Source organism: Frateuria hangzhouensis (assembly GCF_026410505.1).
In the GTDB taxonomy this organism is placed as follows: Bacteria; Pseudomonadota; Gammaproteobacteria; order Xanthomonadales; family Rhodanobacteraceae; genus Frateuria_A; species Frateuria_A hangzhouensis.
In genome coordinates this window covers 42367-65681 of the sequence record NZ_JAPMIU010000007.1, presented here as the reverse complement: position 1 = coordinate 65681, position 23315 = coordinate 42367, and the positions used below count along the sequence as shown (strand labels likewise).

Sequence of the window (23315 nt, the reverse complement as noted above, 5' to 3'; positions counted from 1 at the left end):
TTTTGCCTCAGCTGGTATGCATGGGCGGGTGCTGGCTGCCGCACCAGGACAGCTCGAGCATCGCCATGTCGGCGCGGCTGACCACCGAGTCGCCGTAGCTGTAGCCGAGCAAGGCACCGATCTCGCGGGTATGCGCGCCGGCGATGCGGTTGAGCTCGGCCGAGCCGTACTGGCTAATGCCGCGGGCGACCAGCTTGAGGTCGTCCGGGTCGCCGGTGACGATCTCCACCATGTCGCCACGCTGGAAGGTGCCGCTGGCGCCGACCACGCCCTTGGGCAGCAACGAGGCGCCCTCGTCGCACAGCGCATGCGCGGCGCCTTCGTCGATCCGGATGTAGCCCAGCTCGGCGGGCATGTGGCTCAGCCAGTACTTGCGCGCCTGCAGCCGCGTGGCCGTGGTGCGCAGGCGGGTGCCGCGCAGGCGGTCGTAGCCGAGCAGGCGCATCACCTCGGTATCGCGCCCGTTGAACAGGATCGTCTCGATGCCCGCGGCGGCGGCCTTCGCGGCCGCCTCCAGCTTGGTGCGCATGCCGCCGGTACCCACGCTGCTGCCGGCGCCGGCGGCCATGTCCATGATCTCGGGGGTGACCTCGGCCACCTCGTCGAGCGGCCGTGCGTCCGGGTTGCCGCGCGGATCGGCGGTGTAAAGCCCGTCGATGTCGGTGGCGATCATCAGGATGTCGGCGTCGATCAGCGCGGCGACGATCGCGGCCAGGTTGTCGTTGTCGCCGAGGGTCAGTTCGTCCACGGCGACGGTGTCGTTCTCGTTGACCACCGGCATCACGCCATGGACGAGCAGTTCGCTCAGCGTGGCGCGTGCATTGAGGTAGCGGCGGCGGTTGCGCAGGTCGTCGTGGGTGAGCAGCACCTGCGCCAGCGGGCGGTCGAACATGCGCTGCCACAGGGCGATGGTCTGGGTCTGCCCGAGCGCCGCCATGGCCTGGCGCGGCGCGCTGGAGGTGTCCTCGCCGGCATGGCCGCGCAGCAGCATGCGGCCTGCCGCGACGGCACCGGAGGAAACCAGTACCACTTCGCGTCCGGCGCGATGGCAAGCGGCGATGAAGTGGGCCAGGCCCAGGGCGTAGCGGGTGCTGAGCCCGCCTTCTTCGGCGGCGAGCAGGCTGGAGCCGACCTTGAGGACGGCGCGTCGCCACGTGGGCACGGATTGTTCGCGAAACGGGAAAGCGGTCATGTGTCCTTGCAGGCTGTCGGCCGCGGGGGCCATGCCTGAGGTTCCTGGAATGCCGGACGCATCGCGCGGATGGGATGCGTGGCGGGAGCGGGGCGCGGTCGCGGCAGGGCGGCGACCGGCGAATTCTCCTTTTTACCTTACGGGGTTCAGCGCGAAGTGCAACCCCTGCGGCCGGATCCGATCCTCGTAGGAGCGCACTTGTGGGCGATGCTTTTTCCGCCGATGAGAGCTGGAGCATCGCCCACAAGTGGGCTCCTACAAGGGATCGGCGGCGGGGAGGGGTAGCCACAGGCAGGCCAGCGCGCCGGGCTCGCCATCGGCGCGCGCGGTGAGCGCCACGCCACCGTCGTGCCCTTCGGCGATCTGCCGCGCCAGCGCCAGGCCGATGCCCGAGCCGCCCGGCTTGGTGGTGAAGAAGGGCACGAACAGGTTGTCGCTGGGCGGCGGGCCGGGGCCGTCGTCTTCCACCTCGATCAGTGCGCGTCCGCTCTCGCGCCGCCAGCGCAGGCGCACTTGCGCCGAGGCCGCCTCCACCGCGTTGCGCAGCAGGTTGATCAGCGCCTGTTCGAGCTGGTCGGCGTCGGCCAGGATCCGCAGCGGCTCGCCCTCTTCCAGCATGACCTGCCGGTCCGGGCGGGCGCCCTTGGCGCCCGGCGCAGGCTTGGCGCTGAGCGGCAGGCGCGCCACCTTGCCCAGCAGCGCGGGTACATCCACCTCCGCCCGGTGCGGCGGCGGCAGGCGCGCGAGCGTGCTGTAGCCGGCCAGGAAGCGCGCCAGCGCGCCGGCGCGGTTGCCGATCACCTCCAGCCCGCCGCGAAAGTCCTCGCGCCAGTCCGCCGGCAGCGGTTCGCGCGCGGCCAGCGTCGCCAACGTGCCGGCCATCGACTGGATCGGCGCCAGCGAATTGTTCACTTCGTGCCCGAGCACGCGCAGCAGGCGCTGCCAGGCTGCCCGCTCCTCTTCGCGCAGCACGCGGCCGACGTCGTTGATCACCAGCAACTGTCCGCCGCGCCCGCCACTGCGCAGGGCCGCATGGCGCACCTCGAAGCGTCCGCTGCGGCCGGGAAAGGCATGCGCCAGCACTTGCGCCGCCGGCCCTTCCAGCAACCCGGCCAAGCCCAGTTCGGCGGCGCTCAGGCCGAACAGGCGATGGCGCTCGGCATCCAGCAGGCGCAGCCCGGCCGGGTTGACCAGGCGCAGCCGCAAACGCTCGTCGAACACCAATACCGCGCTGTCCAGCGCCGCCAGCGTCTTGCCCAGCAGGTGCGCGGACTCCTCGAACTCCAGCCGCTCCTTCTGCAGCCGCTCGGCCAGCGCATTGATGTCGTAGACCACGTCGCCGAGCACGCCGCCCTGCACCCCGCGCAGGCTGTAGTCGCCCTCGCGCAGGGCCTCGAGCAGGCCACCGAGGGTGTACAGCGGGAACACCACGCGACGGTATTGCCAACGCATCGCCAGCGCAGTGGCGGCCAGCGCTGCCAGTGGCAGCAACCAGCGCAGCGTCGGCTCCGGCCACAGCGCCATCGCCAGCAGCGCCGCACCTGCCGGCGCGGCGACGCACAGGCTGCCGTAGAGCACGCGCCGCTCGAAGCGCGGCATGCGGCCGGCGCGACGGGAGAGCGGCTCAGTCGACATCGGCCTCGGCCATGCCGCCACGCAGGTCGTGTTTTTCCAGCCGGCGGTACAGCGATTGGCGGGTGATGCCCAGTGTATCGGCCGCGCGTTGCAGGTTGCCTTCGTGACGATCGAGCGCGCGCTTGACCAGCCACGCCTCGGCCTGTTCCAGGGTCATGCCGTCGACGTCCTGCGCGGCCTCGGCCGGCGCGCCGAAGGCGAGTGCGGCGGCGTCCACCTGGTCGCGCTCGGCCAGCAGCGCGGCGCGCTCCATCAGGTGCTGCAGTTCGCGCACGTTGCCGGGCCAGCGCCAGGCCAGCAACGCGCGCTCGGCCGACGGGGCCAGCGCCAGACCGTGGCGGCCGTAGCGTTGCGCGCTGCGCGCCAGGAACGCGTTGGCCAGCGGCAGGATGTCGTCGGCGCGTTCGCGCAGCGGTGGCAGACGCACTTCCAGCGTATTGAGGCGATAGAGCAGATCCTTGCGGAAGCGGCCGGCGGCGACCTCCGCATCCAGGTCCGCATTGGTCGCCGAGACCAGCCGCACGTCCACCCGCTGCGTGCGGGAGGAACCGAGCCGCTCGAACTCGCCGTCCTCCAGCACGCGCAGCAGCTTGGGCTGCTGCGCGGCCGGTACGTTGCCGACCTCGTCCAGGAACAGCGTGCCGCCGTCGGCCAACTCGAAGCGGCCGATGCGCTCGCCCTTGGCGTCGGTGTAGGCGCCGCGCACGTGGCCGAACATCTCCGACTCGAACACGCTCTCGGCGATGCCGCCCATGTTCACCTTGACCAGCGAGCGATTCGCCCGCGCCGAGCGCTCGTGCAGCAGCTGCGCGATCACGCCCTTGCCGGTTCCGTTCTCGCCCAGCACCAGCACGTTGGCGTCGCTGGGCGCGATGCGCGCGACCATCTCCAGCACGCGGCGCATGGCCGCCGATCGAGCGATCACGTCGGTGGAGCCGCGCAGCAGCACGTTCTCCGCCTCCAGCCGGCGCTGCCGCCGTGCGCCCTCGCCCAGCGCGATCTGCGCACGCAACACGCGCAGCAGGCGCGCGTTGTCCCATGGCTTCTCGATGAAATCGGCGGCGCCGCGGCGCATCGCCTCGACCGCCAGTGGCACGTTGCCCCAGGCAGTCATCACCACCACTGGCAGGTCTGGCGCCTGCTCGCGCAACCGGGCCAGAAGTTGCAGTCCTTCCTCGCCGGAGGTGGTGTCGCGGGTGTAGTTGAGGTCGATCAGCGCGCAGGCGAACTCGCGCCGGCGCAAGGCCTCCAGTGCCGCGGCCGGCCCATCGGCGGCCACGCTGGCGAGGCCGTCGGACTTCAGCAGCAGGCGCAGCGCTTCGCGCACGTCGGCCTGGTCGTCGGCCAGCAATACGGTGGGGTCGGGTTTGGTCATGCAGTTGCCTGGTTTAAGAGATGCAGCATAGCGCCGCCCTTGCTCCCTCTCCCCTTCGGGGAGAGGGCTGGGGTGAGGGGTCGGGGCTCGCCATGATGTTTCATCGTGAAGGCCTTAAAACGAAACCCGCTCAGAGCTGACCCGAGGCCAGCCTTGGCCCCTCACCCCAACCTTCTCCCCGCAGGGGAGAGGGAGCAGGGTTCTACTCGTACCTCAGCGCTACGGCGGGGTCGACGCGCAACGCACGCACCACCGGCAACAGCGAAGACAACAGCGCGATACCGGCCACCAGCACCACCACCGGCAGCAGCACGGCCGCATCATGCCCCCGCGTATGCAGACCCGGATCGGCCAGCAGGTTCGACCACGGCCACGCCAGCGCCAGCCCGATCGCCAGGCCCATGCCGAGCTGCCACAGCAGTTGCCCACCCACCGCGCGCACCACGGCGCCGTGGCCGGCACCGATCGCGCGACGGATGCCGATCTCGCGGGTGCGCTGCGCCACCGAGAAGGCCAGCACGCCGTACAGGCCCGCCGCAGCGAGCAGCAGCGCCACCACTCCGAGCGCGCTGAACACTTCGGTCAGTACCACCAGATAGACGCGGTCCATCGCCGCGCCACGGGCCTGGCTGTGCAGTGCGTAGGCCGCGGCCTGCGCATCCACGCCGTGCACCACAGCGGCGAGCCGCGGCGAGTAAGTGGCCGCAGCGCCGCGCACGCGCACGGCCAGGCCAACCGCCTGCAGTGGCGTCATGTCGGCCGATTGCGCCAGCGGCACGAGCAGGCCGGGCAGCGCCTGCTCCAGCGCGCTGTCCAGCTGCAGCGGCTCGGTCACGCCGACCACGGTGACGGTGCTGGCGAACTCGCGATCCGGGTAGAGCACCAGATGGCGGCCCAGCGCATCACGCCCCGGCCACAGGGCGGCGGCGGTCTTGCGGTCCACCACCGCTACCGGCGGGCTCCCGGCCACGTCGCGCGCGTCGAAGAAGCGGCCTTCGAGCAGGTGTACGCCAAACACCTCCAGGAAGTGCGGATCGACGATACCCATCTGCGCTTCCGGCCAGCCGCCCGCCGGCCGCGGCTGGCCTTCGGCGGCGATGGCTTCGTGGCTGCCCAGCTGCGCGCCCGGCACGGTGTTGGTGGCGGTCGCGGCAAGCACGCCGGCGTCGACGCGCAGGCGTTCGCCGGCGCGCTCGAGGAAGCCGATGCGGGCGACGGCGTCCGGATAGGTCGCGCGTGGCAGCGCGACGCGTGCGGTGAGCACCTGCCCGGCATGCTGCGCACCGGCCAGCGGCTGCGTGAGCAGGTGGTCCAGCGCGCGCACGAACATGCCGGCGCCGACCAGCAGCACCACGGTCAGCGCGATCTCGGCCACCACCAGAGCGCGCGCCACCCGCGCGAAGCCGCCCGAAGAACCCTTGCCGCCGTCGTGCAGCGCATCCTTAAGGTCGGTGCGGCCGGCGCGCCAGGCGGGGATGACGCCGGCCAGCGCAGTGCTCACCAGCGCCACGGCCACGGCGAAGCCCAGCACGCCGCCATCGATGCCGAAGCGCAGGAAGGCCGAGGGCGCCTTGTCGCTGTCGGCGAAGGTCGCCAGCAGCCAGTGGTTGCCGTAGTAGGCGATCGGCAGCGCGATGGCCAGCGCCGCGGCACACAACAGCAGGCTTTCGGCCAGGGCGCCGGCCATAAGCCGCGTGCGGCCACAGCCCAGCGCGCTGCGCACCGCCATCTCGCGCCGGCGGTTGAGCGTCTGCACCAGCTGCAGGTTGGCCACGTTCACGCAGGCCAGCAGCAACACCAGCACGCCAGCGCCGAACATCAGCCAGACCCAGTGGCGCGTGTCCTCCTGCACGAAGCTGGTGGAGAACGGCTTGATTACCAGCTGCTGCTGCTCGCGCCATTGCGGCAGCTGTCGGCGCAGGCGCGCATCCAGCGCCGACAACTCCTGCCGCGCCACCGCGAGCGTGGTGCCCGCCTTCAGCCGCGCGACCATGTAGAGGTCCGTGCCGTGCGCCGGGTCCAGGCGCAACGGCAGCCACAGTTGGGGATGGTTGCCGATGAAGGTGAAGCTTGCCGGCAACACGCCGACCACGGTGGCCCAGTCGCCATCGAGCCGGACGGCGCGGCCGACGATGTGAGGATCCGCGCCAAAGGCGTGCCGCCACAGGTCCTCGCCCAGCAGTACCACCGGCGACGCACCCGGCTGGTCATCCATGGCAAGCAGGCTGCGGCCCAGCAACGGCCGGGCGTCCATCAGGTCCAGCATCGAGGCGGTCAGCCGCACGCCATCCATGCGTGTGGCGCCGGCGCCGGTATCGAGCGAAACGCCGACGCCCAGGTAAGCACCGGTGGCATCCACGCCGCGCAGCGAGGCCGCGAGGCGCAGGTACTGGTCGGTGTCGATGTCGCCGATGCCGATGCCGGTATCGCCGGCGCTGCCGTTGCCGCGGTTGAGTTCGCCCACCGCCATCAGCCGGTCGACGTGCGGCAACGGCAAGGGGGTCAGGATCAGCGTGTTGATCAGGCTGAACAGGAAGACCACCACGCCCAGGCCTACGCCGAGTACGGCGATCGATAGCGCGGCATAGCCTGGTCGACGGGCCAGCCGGCGCCAGGCGGCATGCAGTTCTCGCAGCAGCATCGTCCCTACTCCCCTCGCAACGCGCGCATCGGTGGCACGCGGCTGGCGCGCCAGGCCGGCAGCAGGCAGGCCAGCAGGCCGGCGGCGGCAAGCACGACGCACACCCCCAGCATGCCCCACGGATCGAAGGCGCTGCCGCGCCCGAGCATGCCCACCAGCATCATCGAAAGCGCATGGACCAGGCCCAGCGCTGCGGCCACGCCGATGGCCAGCCCCAGCGCGATCTGCACCAGTCCGCCGCGCAGCACCAATCGCACCAGCCGGGCCGGCTGTGCCCCCATCGCCAGCCGTACGCCGAACTCGCGCTCGCGCGCGGCGACCGCCACCGCCATCACCGCGTACAGCCCCGCGGCGGCAAGCAGCAGCGCCAGCGACGCGAACAGGCCGATCAGCAGCAGGCCCAGGCGCGCGCTCTGCGTGGTCTGGCGCACGATGCTGTCCATGCTGCGCACGTTGGCGATCGGCTGGTTCGGCGCAATCTCGGCGACGGCCTCCCGTATGCCTGCGCGCCAGTCGGCCGCGCTGCCGCGGCCGCGCAACGCGAACCGCAGCGGCTCCAGGCTGTGGAATATCTGGAGTATCGGTTCTGGCATCTGGTCCAGCGGCAGGTAGATGACCGGCTGCCTCGGCTGCAACGGACCGAGCTGGCGGGTCTCGCCGGCCACGCCGACGATGCGCGCGGACCAGGTCTCGTCGCCGTTGCCTTCCACGCGAAGGGGCTTTCCGATCGCATGCCCACCGTAGTAGGTGGCAGCCAGGTCCTTGCTGACGATCGCGACGAACTCCGCACCGCGCACGTCGTTGCGGGTGAAGTCACGCCCAGCGTGCAGCGCGATCGAGAACAGCTCGAAGAAGCCCGGCCCGACGCCATGGAGCTGCACATGCATTTCCTTGCCATCCGGCGTGAGCGCCTCGTTCTGGAATTGCCCGAACGCGGCATCGCTCGCCGGCAGGTTGGTCGTCACCGCGGTATCGGTCACGCCCGGGATCCGGCGAAGCCGTTCAACCAGTCGCCGGGACAGGTCGTGCATCGAGCCGGCATCCGGATGATCACCCTTCACCGGCGACAGCTCGAAGGTAAGGATGTGGCCGCTGGCGAAGCCCAGCGGCGTTTGCGAGGCATCGTGCAGCGCACGCATGAACACGCCTGCGGCGCACAGCAGGATCGCGGCCAGCGCCACCTGTGCCATCACCAGCACGCGACCGAGCCGACCGCTGCGCACGCCGATGCCCGAGCGGCCACCCTCGCGCAATTCATCCACCGTGACCCTGCCGCGGCTGCGCCAAAGGGCGAGCAGCGCGGCCAGCAGTGCGCCCAGCAGGCCCATCGCGAACGCAAACCCCCATGCCGCCAGACCGGGGCGCACGGTGTCGCCATGCAGCCATTGCGCCGGGATCAGGGACTGCAGCACCGACAGCCCCGCCGCGCCCAGCGCGATGCCCGCCAGCGCGCCAAACACCCCCACCAGCAACCCCTCGCCGAGCGCCGGCAGCATCAGCCGCAACACCGGTGCACCCAACGCGCTGCGCACGGCGCCATCGTGGTTGCGCGACAACGCGCGCAACAGCATCAGGTTGGTCAGGTTCACCAGCGCGATCAGCAACACCAGCACGGCACTGGCGACGAACACCAGCAGCACCGGCCGCGCGGTACGGTGCTGCATCTCGGTCAGGCTGCCGGCCCCGTACCAGGGCTGTTTCCAGTCGCCGCCCATCGCCATGTCGCGGTACATCGCGCGCTCGCGTGCGTCGGCCTGCGCGGCGACCTCCGCCACGCGGGTTCCTTCGGCCAGGCGCGCGATCGCCAGGTGGGCGTTCTGGTTGTAGTCGTGGCTGACCGCCGGCAGGGCCATCGGCACCACGATGCCGGAGCCACCGGCAAACATGTCGAAGCGGTTGACCACGTCGAAGCTCGCCGGCAGCACGCCCACGATGGTGGTGGGCGTGCCCTCGACCTGCATGCGCCGGCCGATCACCGACGCGTCGCCGCCGTAGCGCCGCAGCCAGAGGCCGTGGCTGAGCAGCGCTGCCTTCGGCCCGCCCGGCCGGTCTTCCTGCGCGGTGAAGTTGCGGCCCAGCACCGGGCGCAGGCCCAGCGTCGGCAGCAGCTGCCGGTCGGCGCGCACCAGCGACACCTGTTCGGGCTGCCCGTCGCCAGCGATGTTGGCGGACATGCCCACCTGTTCGAGCGCCAGCGAGACCACGCCCTTGAGCGCGTCCAGCTGCTGGAACTCGTGCGGCGAGACGCCGCCCACCCTGCCTTCCCACAGCTTTCCTACCACCACCAGCCGGTCCGGCTGCGGCACCGGCAACGGCCGCAGCAGCGTGTGCTGGATCAGCGCGAACACCGCCACGCTGGCGCCGATGCCCAGCGCCAGCACACCGCTGGCCAGCAGCAGGAAGCCGGGCTTGCGCAGGCTGGCGCGCCAGGCTTGGAGAATTTCAGCCAACCATATGTTCATGAGTGATTCCCTTCGCAGGCGATGTGCAGCGCGCGGATGGACAGAGGTGTCATGGCGACGCGCCTACTCGCCGCGCAACGCGTGCATCGGCGGTACCCGCGCGGCACGCAGGGCGGGCAACAGGCAGGCGAGCAGGCCGGCCACGGCCAGCACCGCGCATACGCCCGCCAGCGCGAGGGGATCCAGAACAGAACGACCGATCTCCTCGAGCACCGCGCCCAGCACCCGCGACAGGGCGAGCGTGATGCCCACGCCCAGCAGCATGCCGATCGCGACCTGGCCTACGCCGCCACGCAGCACCAGCCGGACCATGCCCGCCGGCGGCGCGCCCAACGCCATGCGCACGCCGAATTCGCGCTGGCGCGCGGTGACCGCGACGGTCATGACCGCATACATGCCGGTCGCGGCGAGGCCAAGTGCCAGCAAGGCGAACAGCCCGATCAGGAACAGGTCGCGGCGCGTGTCGCCGGTGGTGGCGCGTACGACGTCGTCCATCGTCGACAGGTTGGCAATCGGCTGCTCCGGCGCGACGGCGGCGACGGCCGCATGGGCGGCGCGGCGGTAATGGTTGGGGTCGCCCTGCACGCGCAAGGCGAAACGCAACGGCTGGTAGGAGCGGAACACCCGCACGATGTGTTCGGGCACCTGCGCCAGCGGCAGATAGAGAAACCCGCGCTTGTACCCATCCAGCGGGCCGAACTGCCGCGTGTCGCCCACCACACCGACGATGCGCGCGGTCACCGGACGCATGCCCGGATCGCCGGCCATGGCCTTGCCGGCCGCGTAGCCGCTGTAGTCGTTGACGACGATCTCCTTGCCCACGGCATGGCCGCCATACTGCTGCTCGGCCAGCGTCCGGTTCACGATGGCGACGGGTTCGCTGCCGGCCACGTCAGTGGCCTCGAAAGCACGTCCTTCGCGCACGGGGATGCGGAACACCGAGAAGAAGTCGTCGCTGACGCCGCGTATCTGCGGACTTGGCCGAAAATATTCGCCGCCGGGGAGGTGAATGCCGCCCATGCTGAATTGCTGCTCGAACGTGCCCGCGGGCAGGCCATTGGTGACAGCGACGCCCTCGACGCCTGGTACGGCGCGAAGGCTGCGCAGCAGTCTCTGCACGAGAACCTGCGTGGAGGCACCATCAGGATGGTCGGCCCGCACCGGCGCGAGGTCGAAAGTAAGGATGTGGTCGCTGACAAACCCCAGCGGCGTGCGCGCCGCGTCGTAGAGCGCATGCAGGAACAGGCCGGCGCCGGACATCAGGCAGGTCGCCAGCGCCATCTGCGCGATTACCAGTGCCCGGCCCAGGCGCCCGCTGCGACTACCCTGGCTGCGGCCACCTTCATGGAGTGCCTCCTGCAGCGAAGTTGCGGCGGCCCCTCGCCAGGCACCGAACAGCGCCGCGGCCAGTGCGCCCGGCACGGCGATCGCCAGCGCCAGCAGCACCACGCGGCCGGAGATGTGCAGCGACTGCCCGTGCGTCCACTCGGCCGGAACATAACCACTGAAAAGAGAAAGGCCGATCGCGGCCAATCCGAGGCCCGCGATGGCGCCGCTGGCGCCGACCAGCACGCCCTCTGCGCACGCCGGCAACGCCAGGCGCCAGGCGGGCGCGCCCAGCGCATGGCGCACGATCGCATCGTGGCGACGCGACAGGGTGCGCAACAGCATGAGGTTGCCCAGGTTGACCAGCGCGATCAGCAGCACGCACAAGGCGCCGGCCAGGAACAGCCTCATCGCCGGGCGTTGTTGTTGATGCAGCATGGCCGCCAGCGGCACGCTGCCGATGTGCACCTTTTGAAGATAGTCCCGTTGCACGCCGGGCATGTCGGCAAACATGGCGTGGATGGCCCCATCCACCCGCGCGTTCACCGCCGCGACGACACTGGCGGGCGCAAGCCGCGCGATCGCGAGGAAATCGGCGCCGTCATCGTAGGTGTGAGGCGGCAATGCCAACGGCAGCATGATGTCGCCTGCGCCGAACTGGTCGAAGCTGGCGGGCAACACGCCCACGATGGTGCGCGCGGCGCCCTCGACCCGCAGAGTGCGACCGAGCACGGGCTGCCCGCCGTAACGGCGGCGCCAGAAGCCTTCGGCGAGAATCACCGCCTTGGGACCGCCGGGGCTGTCTTCCTGCGCCGAGAACCCGCGCCCCAGGCGCATCCGCACGCCGAGCGTGGGCAACAGGCTTCGATCGGCCAGGAACGCGTCGACCTGTTCAGGCTCGCCGTCGCCGGCCACGTTGACGGCCTGCAGGTCGCCCTTGATCAGGCCGATGGACGCGATCCCGTCAATGGACTGCACGTGCTGGTATTGCTGTGGCGACATGACGCCCTGGAGTTCGCCGTCCTGCACGGGGCCGAGCACCACCAGACGTTCGGGCGCCGCATAAGGCAGAGGTCGCAGCAGGATCTGGTCGACCAGCACGAATACCGATGTGCTGGCAGCCACGCCCAGCGCCAGCACGCCGGCCGCCAATAGCAGGAAGCCGGGCCGACGCAGGCTCGCGCGCCAGGCGTGCCAGACCTCGGCGAACCCGACATTCATGCGTCGATCTCGATGCGCTGGCCGATCAGCGCGTCCAGCCGCTGCTCGTCCTCGCGGCGCAGGCGGTCGAAGGTTTCCTCGTCGACCACGCGGCCGTCGAACAGGCGGACCTTGCGCTGCGCGAGTTCCGCGTAGCGCGCGTCGTGGGTGACCATGCAGATGGTGGCACCGCCCTTGTGCAGCTCGTCCAGCAGCGCCATCACTGCCTCGCCGTTGCGCGAGTCGAGGTTGCCGGTGGGCTCGTCGGCGAGCAGGATCGCCGGCCGGCCGACCAGCGCACGCGCCACCGCCACGCGCTGCTGCTGGCCGCCGGAGAGCTGCGCGGGATAGTGGCGCATGCGATGGGCCATGCCGACGCGCTCCAGTGCTTCCTGCACGCGTTCGCGCCGCTCAATGGCGCCGAGACCGCCGCGGTAGGTGAGCGGCAGCTCGACGTTCTCCTGCACCGAGAGGTCGCCGATCAGGTTGAAGGCCTGGAAGATGAAGCCGATCTCGGCATTGCGGATGCGCGCGCGCTCGGCGCCGTTGAGCGCGGCGACGTCGTGGCCATTGAGCACGTAGCGGCCGTCGCTGGCGGTGTCGAGCAGCCCCAGGATGGAGAGCAGCGTGGTCTTGCCGCAGCCGGACGGGCCGGAGATGGAGACGTACTCGCCGCGTGCGATGGACAGGTGCACGTCGGACAGCGCGTGGGTCTCGACTTCGTCGGCCTGGAAGACCTTGCGGATGGCGTCGAGGGTGATGACGTTGGCGTTCGTGTTCATCGGTTCTCCTGGAAGAGCGGTCCCGCCGCGTAGGGTGGGCTTGAGCCCATCTGCCCTGCCACAGGACGGCGGCATGGGTGGTGGCATGCGTGGTGGGCTGAAGCCCACCCTACGGGTTCATTCGATGCGGATGCGGTCATAGCCGTCCCATTGGCTGGTGTCGGACAGGATCAGCCGGTCGCCGGCCTTGAGGCCACGCAGCACCTGCACGCGGTCGACCGAGGCGGCACCCACGCGCACCGGCACCCGCGTGGCAGTGTCGCCGGCCGGGTCGAGGCGGAACAGGCTGAGGTCGCTGTCGGCCTTGGCCAGGGCGGGGCGGCCGACCGAGAGCACGTTGTCGAGCCGCGCGATGCGGATGCGGCCGTCGACCGAGAGGTCCGGCCGCGCCCCGGCGGGCAGTTTGCCGTCCAGCGCCACGTCCACCTGCACGCTGCCGTTGCGTACGGCCGGGTCGATCCGCTCGACGCGGCCCTGCACCACGCCATTGTGCGTGTCCACGCCCACCGGCATGCCCATCGCCACATCCTTGGCCTGCACCTCGGGCACCTGCAGGCGGGCGATCAGCACGTCCGGCCGCGCCACCCGCGCCAGGCTGGCACCCTCGGCCACGCGTGCGCCTTCCTGCACGGCCACCTCCTGCAATACGCCGGCGATGCCTGCGGTGACGTTCAGGGCATCAGCCTGGCGCTGGCGCAGGGTAAGGTTGCTGCGCTGTTGCAGCGCGCGCGCCTGGGCGGCGTCCATCTGCGCCTTCATGCTGCCGGCGAAGCTGTCCACGCGCTCCTGCTCGATCTGCATGCGCGCCTTCAATTGCTTCAGTGCGATCAGGCCCTGCTGGTACTGCACGCGCGGGATCAGGTCCTTCTGCACCGCCTTGGCGTCGGCCTGCGCCTTGACCTGGGCCTGCGCGTAGTCGGACTGCGCCTGGGCCAGCGCGGCGCGCTCGTCCAGCAGTTGCGAGTGCAGCTCGGCCCGCTTGGCGGCCACTTCCGCCCGGGCGGCCGCGAGCTGCGCCTGCGCGTTGCGCAGGGCGTCCTCGACTTCAGGATTGGCCAGGCGCATCAGCACGGTATCGGGCTTCACCGTTGCGCCGGGCCAGACCAGGATCTGCTGCACCTGCGCCGCGGTGGCGGCCGCCAGCCAACGACTGGAGCGCGGCACCAGCGTGCCGGTGGCGCGCACCTCCTGCAGCATGTCGCCCTGTTGCACGGCATCGATCCACAGGCTCGCGCGCTCGGCCGTCGGCAGCGCAGGCCCCAGCCGCGCCAGCGCCAGCGCGGCCAGCGCGACCAGCGCGACGCCCGCCCCGGTCAGCCAGAACCTCCGCCGGCGGCGTTGCAGTTTCAGTTGCGGGTTGGCGATATCCATGGAGGACAGTTGGCAACAGGCGTGCCAACCGGAAAACCGCATGAAAGCCGCGTGGCAGGGACGGCGCTGGCAGCCATGGCGTCCGCTTTCGGATGCCGGCTATCCGCCGGCGTACAGCCGTCCGGGGGGAAGCCGCAACCTCAGCCGGTGTTCTGCAGGCCCTGCGAGACGCCGTTGACGCAGGCGACCAGCGCGCGCAGCAGCGCCTCTTCCTGGCTGCCGCCGGCGCGCCAGCGGCCGAGCAGGTCGACGGTGAGCAGGCTCATGGGGTCCACGTAGGGGTTGCGCAGGCGGATCGATACGGCCAGTCGCGGGTTGTCGGCCAGCAGCGCATCGCTGCCCTTGAGCTTGAGCAGCCAGCCACGGGTGCGGTCGAACTCCTCGCGGATCATGCCGAAGAACGGCGCGTGCAGTTCCCCGGCCAGGCGCGAGAAGGCCTCGGCAATGTCCAGGTCGCACTTGGCCAGCACCATCGACACGTCGTCCAGCGCATTGGCGAAAAACGGCCAGTCGCGCGCCATCTCGATCATCGCCGCTTCGCCGAAGTCCGCGGCGCCCTGCTCCAGCGCGCTGCCCAGGCCGTACCAACCGGTGATGATCGAGCGGCACTGGGTCCAGGCGAACACCCAGGGGATCGCGCGCAGATCCTGCACGCCGCGCATGCTGCGGCGGCTGGCGGGCCGCGAGCCCAGCGTCATGCGCTCGACCACGTCGATCGGCGTGGCACTGCGGAAATAATCGACGAAACCGTCGCGCTCGACCAGCGCGCGGTAGTGCCTGCGGCTGTGCGCGGACAATGTTTCCATGCGTTCGCGCCACCGGGCCTCGCGCGGATCCGTGGCGCGCGGGCGCAATGAGGCGCGCAGCACGGCGCTGGTGGTCTGCTCCAGGTTGCGCAAGGCCAGCGCGCGGATGCCGTACTTGCGGTGGATCACCTCGCCCTGCTCGGTCACGCGCAACACGCCGGCCACCGAACCGCGCGGCGAGGACATCAGCGCCGGCGCGATGCGTGCACCGCCGCGGCTGGCCGAGCCGCCGCGGCCGTGGAAGAACGCCAGATGGATGCCCGAAGACCCGGCCACGTCCAGCAGTTCCACCTGGGCACGTTGCAATGCCCAGCGCGAGGCCAGCGTGCCGCCGTCCTTGCCGCTGTCGGAGTAGCCCAGCATCACCCACTGGCGATCGCCGCGGGACCGCAGGTGGGCGCGGTAGACCGGGTCGGCAAGCAGCGCGCGCAGGGTCGCGGGGGCCTGCTTGAGGTCGTCGATGGTTTCGAACAGCGGGGCGATGTCGAGGGGGACGCCTTCAGCTTCGCCGCCTCCATCCTGGCTAGCCGACGGGGGAGAGGGAACAGATGCCAGCAGGCCGCCATACCTCGCCAGCGCCAGCACCGCGAGCACGTCCGCGGCAGAGCGGGCCATGCTGATGACGTACAGGCCGGTGGCGTTGGTGCCGTAGCGCGCGCGGGCGTCGCGCAGGGTGGCGAAGACGTCGCGCAACGCGATGGCGTTGGCGTCGTCGCAGGCAGCGAAGCGCGTGCGGCCACCCGCATAGGGCTGCAGGCACGCCGCGCGATCGGCCTCGTCGCGCGATGCCCACCCGGCATCGTCCAGCAACGCGGCAAGTGCGTCGTCATGCACGCGCGAATCCTGCCGCACGTCCAGCCGCGCCAGGTGGAAACCGAAGGTGCGCACGCGCCAGATCAGCCGCCGCACCGCATACGCGCCGGCATGCAGACCGCAGTGGGTGAGCAGGCTGCGGTCGATGAGTTGCAGGTCGTCGAGCAGTTCGGCAGGCGAGCCGTAGCCCTCCGCGTGGCCGTTTTCGCCGGTGGCTTCCAGCCGCGCGCCGACTAGCGTGAGCAGGCAGCGATAAGGCATGTCGGCATGGCGTGGCCGGATGCGCGCGGCAGCCTGCGGGAAGCGCGTGCGGTAATCGGCCAGGCGTGCGGCCAGTTCGGCACCGACCGCCACGCGCCCCTGGGTCTGGCTGAGCAGGCGTGCCAGCGCGGCGACGTCGGCAATGTAGTGCTCCAGCACGTGCGCGCGCTGGGTAGCCAGGCTGGCGGCGATGGTATCGGCACCGACGTTGGGGTTGCCGTCCATGTCGCCGCCGACCCAGCTGGCGAAACCAAGCAGGCGCGGCAACCGGGCCTGCACGTCGTAGGTCGACTGCAGCGCGTCGGACAGCGCTTCGTACAGCGCCGGCACGATGCGATAGATCGGGTTGGCGAGGTAGAAGCCGACGTGGTGGTGCTCGTCCTGCACGGTGGGGCGCACCGGCGAGGCTTCGGCGGTCTGCCAGCCGGTGGAGAGCGCCATGTAGATGCGGTCCTCGTCCTCCTCGCGCTCCTGCGGCGTGCGGCTGGCATCGAAGCCGTCGACCAGCGCGCGCACGATCGCCTGCTCCTTCTCCAGCAGCGAGCGGCGCACCGCCTCGGTCGGGTGCGCCGTGAACACCGGCTCGATCCACAGGCGCTCGAGCCAGCCGAGCAATTCGTCGGTGCCCACGCCCTCGGCCTTGAGCCGGCCGAGCACGTCCAGCAGCGACTCGGGCTGCGGCGCGCTGCCCGCGCGCTGGTAGTCGCGGCGGCGGCGGATGCGGTGCACGCGCTCGGCGATGTTCACCGCGTGGAAATAGGTGGCGAAGGCGCGCGCCAGCGCTTCGGCCTGATCGGCGTCCATGCCCTCGAGCGAACGGGCCAGCGCAGCCACCGGCTCGCCCTCGTGGCGGCGCTGTATGGACGCCTGGCGCACGGCCTCGACCCGTTGGAAGAACGCCTCGCCGCCCTGTTCGGCCAGCATCCGTCCGACCAGCCGGCCGAGCCGGCCGACGTCCTCGCGCAGGGGGCCGTCGTGCGGCAGGTAGTCGGTATCGCGGTTCGCTTCCATGGGCGGCTCTCCGGGGGATTGGCCCAAGACTAGCGAATCGACCGCGAATCCCTTGTAGGAGCGCACCCGTGCGCCGTCGGGATGCAAGGCGGTCGCGCACGGGTGCGCTCCTACAGAAGCTTTCCGCGGCCGGTATAATGGGCGCCTTTCGTGTCCGCCGAGGGGCGCTGCGACCGTCCGCGCGACGGCCAGGCTCGGCAGGCATCTGCAACAACGGCGCTCACCCATGCGGACCTTCGCCCGCACCGGCAAGGTTCCCCAAAGAACCGGAGACAAGCATGAACGCCGCCATCCAGGCCCAACAGAACCACGACTACAAGATCCGCGACATCTCCCTGGCCGACTTCGGCCGCAAGGAGATCGACATCGCCGAGCACGAGATGCCCGGCCTGATGTCCATCCGCAAGAAGTACGCACCGCAGGCGCCGCTCAAGGGTGTGCGCGTGACCGGCTCTCTGCATATGACGATCCAGACCGCGGTGTTGATCGAGACACTCAAGGACATCGGCGCCGACGTGCGCTGGGCCTCGTGCAACATCTTCTCGACCCAGGACCACGCTGCCGCCGCGATCGCCGCCTCCGGCACGCCGGTGTTCGCCTGGAAGGGCGAGACGCTGGAGGAGTACTGGGACTGCACGCTTCAGGCGTTGAGCTTCCCTGACGGCAAGGGTGGCTTCCTGGGGCCGCAGCTGGTGGTGGACGACGGCGGCGACGTGACGCTGCTGATCCACAACGGCTATGAACTGGAGAACGGCAGCGACTGGGTGAACACCGCCTCGGGCAGCCACGAGGAGCAGGTGATCAAGAACCTGCTCAAGCGCGTGCATGCCGAGCGCCCGGGGTTCTGGCACACCGTGGTCAAGGACTGGAAGGGTGTGTCCGAGGAGACCACCACCGGCGTGCACCGCCTCTACCAGCTGGCGCAGGAAGGCAAGCTGCTGATCCCGGCGATCAACGTCAACGACTCGGTCACCAAGAGCAAGTTCGACAACCTGTACGGCTGCCGCGAATCGCTGGCCGATGGCCTGAAGCGGGCGATGGACGTGATGCTGGCCGGCAAGGTCGCAGTGGTATGCGGCTACGGCGACGTCGGCAAGGGCTGCGCGCACAGCCTGCGTGCCTATGGCGCGCGCGTGGTGGTCACCGAGATCGATCCGATCAACGCCCTGCAGGCGGCGATGGAAGGCTTCGAGGTGAACACCGTGGAATCCACGCTGGGCCGCGGCGACATCTACGTCACCACCACCGGCAACAAGGACGTGATCCGCCTGGAGCACATGCGGGCGATGAAGGACCAGGCGATCGTCTGCAACATCGGCCACTTCGACAACGAGATCCAGGTCGACGCGCTGATCGCCTCCGGCGCCGAGCGCACCAACATCAAGCCGCAGGTAGACAAGTTCACCTTCAAACATGCTGATGGAAAGCAGGGCCAGTCCATCTTCCTGCTGGCCGAAGGCCGCCTGGTGAACCTCGGTTGCGCCACCGGCCATCCGAGCTTCGTGATGTCCAACTCGTTCGCCAACCAGACGCTGGCGCAGATCGAGCTGTGGGCGCACAAGGACAGCTACCAGCCGAAGGTCTACATCCTGCCCAAGAAGCTGGACGAGGAAGTGGCACGGCTGCACCTGGAGAAGATCGGCGTGAAGCTGACCACGCTGACGACCGAGCAGGCTTCGTATCTCGGCGTGCCGGTGGAAGGGCCGTACAAGGCAGAGCATTACCGGTACTGAGCGATTTGCTCCTCGTGACGATAAAGGGCCGCAGCGATGCGGCCCTTTTTTGTTCCCCGCGAGCCCCGGCCCCTCAGCCCAACCCTCTTCCCGGCGGGGAGAGGGAGCCCGGCCGTGGTGCATGCAAGCGTCCGGGGAAAGCCGCTTTTGCCCGCTCTTCCCGCGGGGGAGAGGGCTGGGATGAAGGGCCGCTCTTGTCGGGACCAACATCTATCGCTTCATCGCGATGAATGTATACAATGCGCGTCACGCACCGCAGGAAACCACGATGCCCGCGATCAGCTTCGAATTCTTCCCACCCAAGACCGACGAGCAGCGCGCCCAGCTCGACCGCGCCGCGCAGACGCTGAAGGCGCACGCGCCGGACTATGTTTCGGTGACCTTCGGTGCGGGCGGCTCCACGTTGAGCTACACCGGCGACACCGTGGCGCGGCTCGACCGGCGCCACGGCCTGGCCGTGGCGCCGCACCTGTCCTGCATGGGCGGAACGCGGGCGGAGATTGCCGCGCTGCTGGACGGCTATCGCGCCGCCGGCTATCGGCGCATCGTGGCGCTGCGCGGCGACCTTCCCTCGGGCATGGCCTCGCCGGGCGACTTCCGCTATGCAGCCGAGCTGGTCGCGTTCATCCGCGAGCATTCCGGCGCCCACTTCCACATCGAGGTGGCGGCCTATCCGGAAATCCATCCGCAGGCCGAGGACGCGCTGCGCGACCTTGGCCACTTCAAGGCCAAGGTCGATGCCGGCGCGGACGGCGCGATCACCCAGTACTTCTTCAACCCGGACGCCTATTTCCGCTTTGTCGACGACGTGCGCCGGCTGGGCGTCACCGTGCCGATCGTGCCGGGCATCATGCCGATCACCAACTTCAGCCAGCTCAAGCGTTTTTCCGACGCCTGCGGGGCGGAGATCCCACGCTGGATCGTCAAGCGCATGCAGGCCCATGGCGACGACGCCGACGCGATCCGCGCGCTCGGTGCCGAGGTGGTGGCGCAATTGTGCCGGCGCCTGCTCGAGGGCGGCGCGCCGGGTCTGCATTTCTACACCCTGAACCGGGCCAGGGCCACGCAGGCGGTGCTTGCGCAATTGCACTGAAGCGTTCGCGCCGGGCCGCTATGCTCGGCCGATGCCCACGCTGCGCCTTGTCCTGTTGCTGTTGCTGGCGCTGACCGCCCTGCCCGGTCACGCGCAGTCGCCGATCTACCATTGCATCGCCGCCGACGGGCATCCGGTGTTCACCGACCAGCCCTGCAGCAGCCTGCAGGCCACGGCTGCGCCCGCGACGGCCGCCTCGGCAAGCGCGCCCTCGCTGCGGCCGCCCGCCGTCACCTGCGCGGCCGACGTGGATGCGCTGCGCGGCGCGGTGATCGACGCCTTCGCCAACGCCGATGCCAACCGGCTGGCCGGGCTGATCCTGTGGGCCGGCTACGGCGAGCATGCCGCGGTGGCCGACATCCGCGCATTGGCCGGGTTGATGCGACGGCCGCTGGTCGGCATCGACCTGCCGGATGACGGTTCGGCAAGCGATGGAACGGCGGCGCTGGTGGTGCGCACGGTTCCGCCGGATGGCAGCGACGACCCAGGCGAGACGCGCTTCGCCATCGAGCGCCATGCCGGCTGCCTGTGGTTGCGCCAGGAATAGGCACGCGCGGGCGACGGCACGCAGCGGTTATCATGGGCGGTCCCCTGGAGGAGAACCGTCATGGCGCAGCAATACCCCGAGTGGATCTGGCAGAACGGCACGATCAAGCCGTGGCGCGAGGCCACCACCCACGTGATGTCGCATGCGCTGCATTACGGTTCGTCGGTGTTCGAAGGCATCCGCAGCTACGCCACGCCCGACGGCGCGGCGATCTTCCGCCTCACTGACCACCTGCACCGGCTGTATCAGTCGGCGCGCATCTACGACATGGTGCTGCCCTACTCGCAGGACGAGCTGGCCGCGGCCTGCCGCGAGGTGATCAAGAAGAACGACCTGACCGCCGCCTACCTGCGCCCGGTGGCATATCGCGGCCTGGGCGGTTTCGGGCTGTCCGCCGAGACGCCGATCGACGTGGCGGTGGCGGCCTGGCCGATGGGCCCGTACCTGGGGCCGGAGGCCCTGGAACAGGGCATCACCGCGTGCGTGTCGAGCTGGCAGCGCTTTGCCCCCAACACCCTTCCGGCCGGCGCCAAGGCCGGCGGCAACTATCTGTCCGGCCAGTTGATCGCGCGCGAGGCGCGCCGGCTCGGTTTCGGCGAGGGCATCGCCCTGGCCAACACCGGCCTGCTCAGCGAGGGCGCGGGCGAGAACCTGTTCCTGGTGTTCGACGGCGTGCTGCACACCACCCCGGCCAGCGCCTCGATCCTTACCGGCATCACCCGCGACACCTTGAAGGCGCTGGCGCGCGAGGACGGCATCGAGGTGGTCGAGCGCGACCTGCCGCGCGAGTACCTCTACCTGGCCGACGAAGTGCTGATGTGCGGCACCGCCGCCGAGGTCACACCGATCTGCTCGATCGACGGCAAGCAGGTCGGCAACGGCACCGCCGGGCGCGTGACGCGGCGCTTGCAGGAGCTGTATTTCGGGCTGTTCGACGGGCGCACCAACGACCAGTGGGGCTGGCTGGAACCGGTCTGATTGAAATCGCCGGAGGGCGTAGGGTGGCTTCAGCCCACCATCCACCCGCCGCGCGAACGAGTACGGTGGGCTGAAGCCCACCCTACCGGATCCTGCAAGAGCCGGATGATCAGGCGGGTTCGAACACCAGGCTGGCGATCGCCCCGTTCGCATCGTTGCGCGGCCGCATCGATACCTGCCAGCCATACAGGTCGCACAACCGCCGCACGATCGCCAGGCCCAGGCCGGCGCCACTGCCGCCCACGCCCTCGCCGCGCACACCGCGCTGGAACAGCCGTTCGGCATCTTCCGGCTTGATGCCGGGGCCGGTGTCGATCACTTCGATGCGGCCCTCGCCGATCTGCACCCGCACCGATCCTTCCAGCGTGTACTTGATCGCGTTGCCGATCAGGTTGGTCAGCGCCACCGACAACACCGACGCCGGTGCGTTGACGCTGAGCGGCCCGTGCACCGCCAATTCGATGTCCAACGGCTTGTCGCGCATCTGCGGGCGCTGGCTCTCGATCACGTCGGCGGCGACCTTGGCCACGTCGGTGGTTTCGCCGCGCGTGGGGCCGCGCCGCTCGGCTCGCGAGAGCAGTAGCAGCGCCTCGATCAGTTCGGTGGCCTGGCGCGAGGAACGCTCGATCCGCTTGAGACGCTCGCGCAGCTTGTCGGTGAGGTCCGGCGAGCCCTGCAGCAGTTCGGTGGTGCTGGCGATCACCGCCAGCGGCGTGCGCAACTCGTGGCTGACGTCGGAGTTGAACTCGCGGTCGCGCTCGACCATGGCGGTGAGCCGCGCGGCGTACTCGTCCAGGGCCAGCGCCAGCTCGCCGACCTCGTCGTCGGCAAAATGCGGTGCCAGCGGCTCGGCCTTGCCGGCCTTGCGGAAGTCGCGCAGGCGCGCGGCCAGTTCACTGACCGGCTTGAGCACCTTGCGCGAGAGCCACAGCCCCAGCACCAGCGAGAGCAGACCGAACAGGAACACCGCGCCGATCACGCTGATCAGCAACTGCTGCTTGCCCAGCTCTTCGCGCGACACGTCGTAGCGAAGGAAGCTGATCACGCCGCCTTCATTCCACACGGCAAGCTTGTAGTGGTGGGTCTGGCCGTCGTCGGCCGGTTCGTAGATGTCGTGCACGCCATTGGACCGGGCGAGGTTTTGCCACGACATCGGCAGCTTGTAGAGCGTGCGCTCGCTCTTGATGGCGCCGGTGAGCAGGCGCGAGCCGGGGCCGGGTTCGTTCGGGTGTTCGCGCGCCTGCTGGTTGGCCCACTTGGCGTCGTCGAGCAGGCTGGCGTTGACCAGCTGCTCCTCCACCCGCGTGCGGATGTTCAGTGCCGCAAACGCAAACAACGCGCTGAGGCCGAAGCCGAACAGCGCGAAGGAGACGATCAGGCGGAACCGCAGCTTACGCCTGGACAGCATCCGGCTCGACCATGCGGTAACCGATGCCGTGGCGGGTGTGGATCAGCGGCTTGTCGAACGGCTTGTCGATCGCCGCGCGCAGGCCGTGGATGTGCACGCGCAACGAATCGGAATCGGGCAGTTCCTCGCCCCACACGCGCTGCTCCAGGTCCTGCCGCGTGACCACCGACGGACTGGCCTCCATCAGCGCCTGCAACAGTTTCAGGCCGATCGGATTCAGCTGGATCGACTTGCCGTCGCGACTGACCGTGAGGGTGTCCAGGTTGTAGGTGAGGTCGGCGACCTTGAGCACGCGGCTCTGCGGGCCCTTGCCGCGACGCGCCAGCACTTCCAGCCGCGCAGCCAGTTCCTGCAGCGCGAACGGCTTGGTCATGTAGTCGTCGGCGCCGGATTCGAAACCGGTGAGCTTCTGCTCCAGCGCGTCGCGCGCGGTGAGCATCAGCACCGGGGTCTGCTTGTGCGCCTCGTGGCGCAGCTTGCGCGCCACGTCCAGGCCGTCCATGCCCGGCAGGGTGAGGTCCAGCACGATCACGTCGAAGTCGTGCACCACGGCCAGGTGCAGGCCGGTAACGCCATCGCCGGCGAAGTCGACCACGTGGCCGCGATCTTCCAGATAGTCGCCAATGTTGGTCGCGATATCGCTGTTGTCTTCGATCACAAGGACACGCATGCGCCACTCCA

15 protein-coding genes and 1 riboswitch are annotated in these 23315 nt (G+C 69.9%); of the genes, 4 read left to right on the top strand and 11 right to left on the bottom strand.

The window, feature by feature from the left end; all coding sequences use genetic code 11:
- Positions 1-7 precede the first annotated feature (7 nt).
- From proB to ppc, 9 genes are all read right to left on the bottom strand, one after another.
- Positions 8-1192, bottom strand: a complete 1185-nt coding sequence (gene proB, locus OSC30_RS09365; RefSeq protein WP_267171699.1) for a glutamate 5-kinase — start codon at positions 1190-1192, stop codon at positions 8-10.
- A 255-nt stretch (positions 1193-1447) separates the two neighbouring features.
- Complete coding sequence (locus tag OSC30_RS09360; RefSeq protein ID WP_267171576.1) at positions 1448-2827, bottom strand: sensor histidine kinase; 1380 nt, start codon at positions 2825-2827, stop codon at positions 1448-1450.
- On the bottom strand, positions 2817-4202 hold the full coding sequence (locus tag OSC30_RS09355) for a sigma-54-dependent transcriptional regulator (protein ID WP_267171575.1): 1386 nt from the start codon (positions 4200-4202) through the stop codon (positions 2817-2819). The genes OSC30_RS09360 and OSC30_RS09355 overlap by 11 nt, the downstream gene beginning before the upstream one ends.
- A 202-nt stretch (positions 4203-4404) precedes the next feature.
- Positions 4405-6843, bottom strand: coding sequence for an ADOP family duplicated permease (locus tag OSC30_RS09350; protein ID WP_267171574.1), 2439 nt, complete (start codon positions 6841-6843; stop codon positions 4405-4407).
- Positions 6844-6848: 5 nt separating this feature from the next.
- The gene (locus tag OSC30_RS09345; protein ID WP_267171573.1) at positions 6849-9305 is read right to left on the bottom strand and encodes an ADOP family duplicated permease; all 2457 of its coding nucleotides are present in this window, start codon (positions 9303-9305) and stop codon (positions 6849-6851) included.
- Positions 9306-9368: 63 nt separating this feature from the next.
- Complete coding sequence (locus OSC30_RS09340) at positions 9369-11852, bottom strand: ABC transporter permease (protein WP_267171572.1); 2484 nt, start codon at positions 11850-11852, stop codon at positions 9369-9371.
- Complete coding sequence (locus OSC30_RS09335; protein WP_267171571.1) at positions 11849-12613, bottom strand: ABC transporter ATP-binding protein; 765 nt, start codon at positions 12611-12613, stop codon at positions 11849-11851. Before OSC30_RS09335 ends, OSC30_RS09340 begins: the two co-directional genes overlap by 4 nt.
- A 117-nt stretch (positions 12614-12730) precedes the next feature.
- A complete protein-coding gene (locus tag OSC30_RS09330; RefSeq protein WP_267171570.1) occupies positions 12731-13984 on the bottom strand; it encodes an efflux RND transporter periplasmic adaptor subunit in 1254 nt (417 codons plus the stop codon).
- 140 nt (positions 13985-14124) lie between these two features.
- Positions 14125-16875 carry a phosphoenolpyruvate carboxylase gene (ppc, locus tag OSC30_RS09325; protein ID WP_267171569.1) on the bottom strand — a complete coding sequence of 917 codons (2751 nt, stop codon included), beginning with the start codon at positions 16873-16875 and terminating at the stop codon, positions 14125-14127.
- A 153-nt stretch (positions 16876-17028) separates the two neighbouring features.
- Positions 17029-17104: riboswitch (S-adenosyl-L-homocysteine riboswitch) on the top strand.
- Between the two features lie 49 nt (positions 17105-17153).
- Here ppc and ahcY point away from each other — a divergent pair.
- The 4 genes from ahcY to OSC30_RS09305 all read left to right on the top strand — a co-directional run bounded on the left by ahcY (position 17154) and on the right by OSC30_RS09305 (position 21226).
- Entirely contained in the window at positions 17154-18608 is a 1455-nt protein-coding gene (gene ahcY, locus OSC30_RS09320; protein WP_267171568.1) for an adenosylhomocysteinase, read from the top strand.
- 268 nt (positions 18609-18876) lie between these two features.
- Positions 18877-19701 carry a methylenetetrahydrofolate reductase [NAD(P)H] gene (gene metF / locus OSC30_RS09315; RefSeq protein ID WP_267171567.1) on the top strand — a complete coding sequence of 275 codons (825 nt, stop codon included), beginning with the start codon at positions 18877-18879 and terminating at the stop codon, positions 19699-19701.
- Positions 19685-20248 carry a DUF4124 domain-containing protein gene (locus OSC30_RS09310; RefSeq protein WP_267171566.1) on the top strand — a complete coding sequence of 188 codons (564 nt, stop codon included), beginning with the start codon at positions 19685-19687 and terminating at the stop codon, positions 20246-20248. The genes metF and OSC30_RS09310 overlap by 17 nt, the downstream gene beginning before the upstream one ends.
- 60 nt (positions 20249-20308) lie before the next feature.
- Positions 20309-21226, top strand: a complete 918-nt coding sequence (locus OSC30_RS09305; protein ID WP_267171565.1) for a branched-chain amino acid transaminase — start codon at positions 20309-20311, stop codon at positions 21224-21226.
- Positions 21227-21335: 109 nt separating this feature from the next.
- Here OSC30_RS09305 and OSC30_RS09300 read toward each other — a convergent pair whose 3' ends face one another.
- Both OSC30_RS09300 and OSC30_RS09295 read right to left on the bottom strand, forming a co-directional pair.
- On the bottom strand, positions 21336-22634 hold the full coding sequence (locus OSC30_RS09300; protein WP_267171564.1) for a sensor histidine kinase: 1299 nt from the start codon (positions 22632-22634) through the stop codon (positions 21336-21338).
- Positions 22618-23304: a response regulator transcription factor gene (locus OSC30_RS09295; RefSeq protein ID WP_091340102.1), complete on the bottom strand. Its 687-nt coding sequence runs from the start codon at positions 23302-23304 to the stop codon at positions 22618-22620. Before OSC30_RS09295 ends, OSC30_RS09300 begins: the two co-directional genes overlap by 17 nt.
- Between the last annotated feature and the right edge of the window lie 11 nt (positions 23305-23315).

Coding starts and splice junctions, on each gene's coding strand:
- proB (WP_267171699.1), bottom strand. CDS start 1,192: ATGACCGCTTTCCCGTTTCGCGAACAATCCGTGCCCACGTGGCGACGC.
- OSC30_RS09360 (WP_267171576.1), bottom strand. CDS start 2,827: ATGTCGACTGAGCCGCTCTCCCGTCGCGCCGGCCGCATGCCGCGCTTC.
- OSC30_RS09355 (WP_267171575.1), bottom strand. CDS start 4,202: ATGACCAAACCCGACCCCACCGTATTGCTGGCCGACGACCAGGCCGAC.
- OSC30_RS09350 (WP_267171574.1), bottom strand. CDS start 6,843: ATGCTGCTGCGAGAACTGCATGCCGCCTGGCGCCGGCTGGCCCGTCGA.
- OSC30_RS09345 (WP_267171573.1), bottom strand. CDS start 9,305: ATGAACATATGGTTGGCTGAAATTCTCCAAGCCTGGCGCGCCAGCCTG.
- OSC30_RS09340 (WP_267171572.1), bottom strand. CDS start 11,852: ATGAATGTCGGGTTCGCCGAGGTCTGGCACGCCTGGCGCGCGAGCCTG.
- OSC30_RS09335 (WP_267171571.1), bottom strand. CDS start 12,613: ATGAACACGAACGCCAACGTCATCACCCTCGACGCCATCCGCAAGGTC.
- OSC30_RS09330 (WP_267171570.1), bottom strand. CDS start 13,984: ATGGATATCGCCAACCCGCAACTGAAACTGCAACGCCGCCGGCGGAGG.
- ppc (WP_267171569.1), bottom strand. CDS start 16,875: ATGGAAGCGAACCGCGATACCGACTACCTGCCGCACGACGGCCCCCTG.
- ahcY (WP_267171568.1), top strand. CDS start 17,154: ATGAACGCCGCCATCCAGGCCCAACAGAACCACGACTACAAGATCCGC.
- metF (WP_267171567.1), top strand. CDS start 18,877: ATGCCCGCGATCAGCTTCGAATTCTTCCCACCCAAGACCGACGAGCAG.
- OSC30_RS09305 (WP_267171565.1), top strand. CDS start 20,309: ATGGCGCAGCAATACCCCGAGTGGATCTGGCAGAACGGCACGATCAAG.
- OSC30_RS09300 (WP_267171564.1), bottom strand. CDS start 22,634: ATGCTGTCCAGGCGTAAGCTGCGGTTCCGCCTGATCGTCTCCTTCGCG.
- OSC30_RS09295 (WP_091340102.1), bottom strand. CDS start 23,304: ATGCGTGTCCTTGTGATCGAAGACAACAGCGATATCGCGACCAACATT.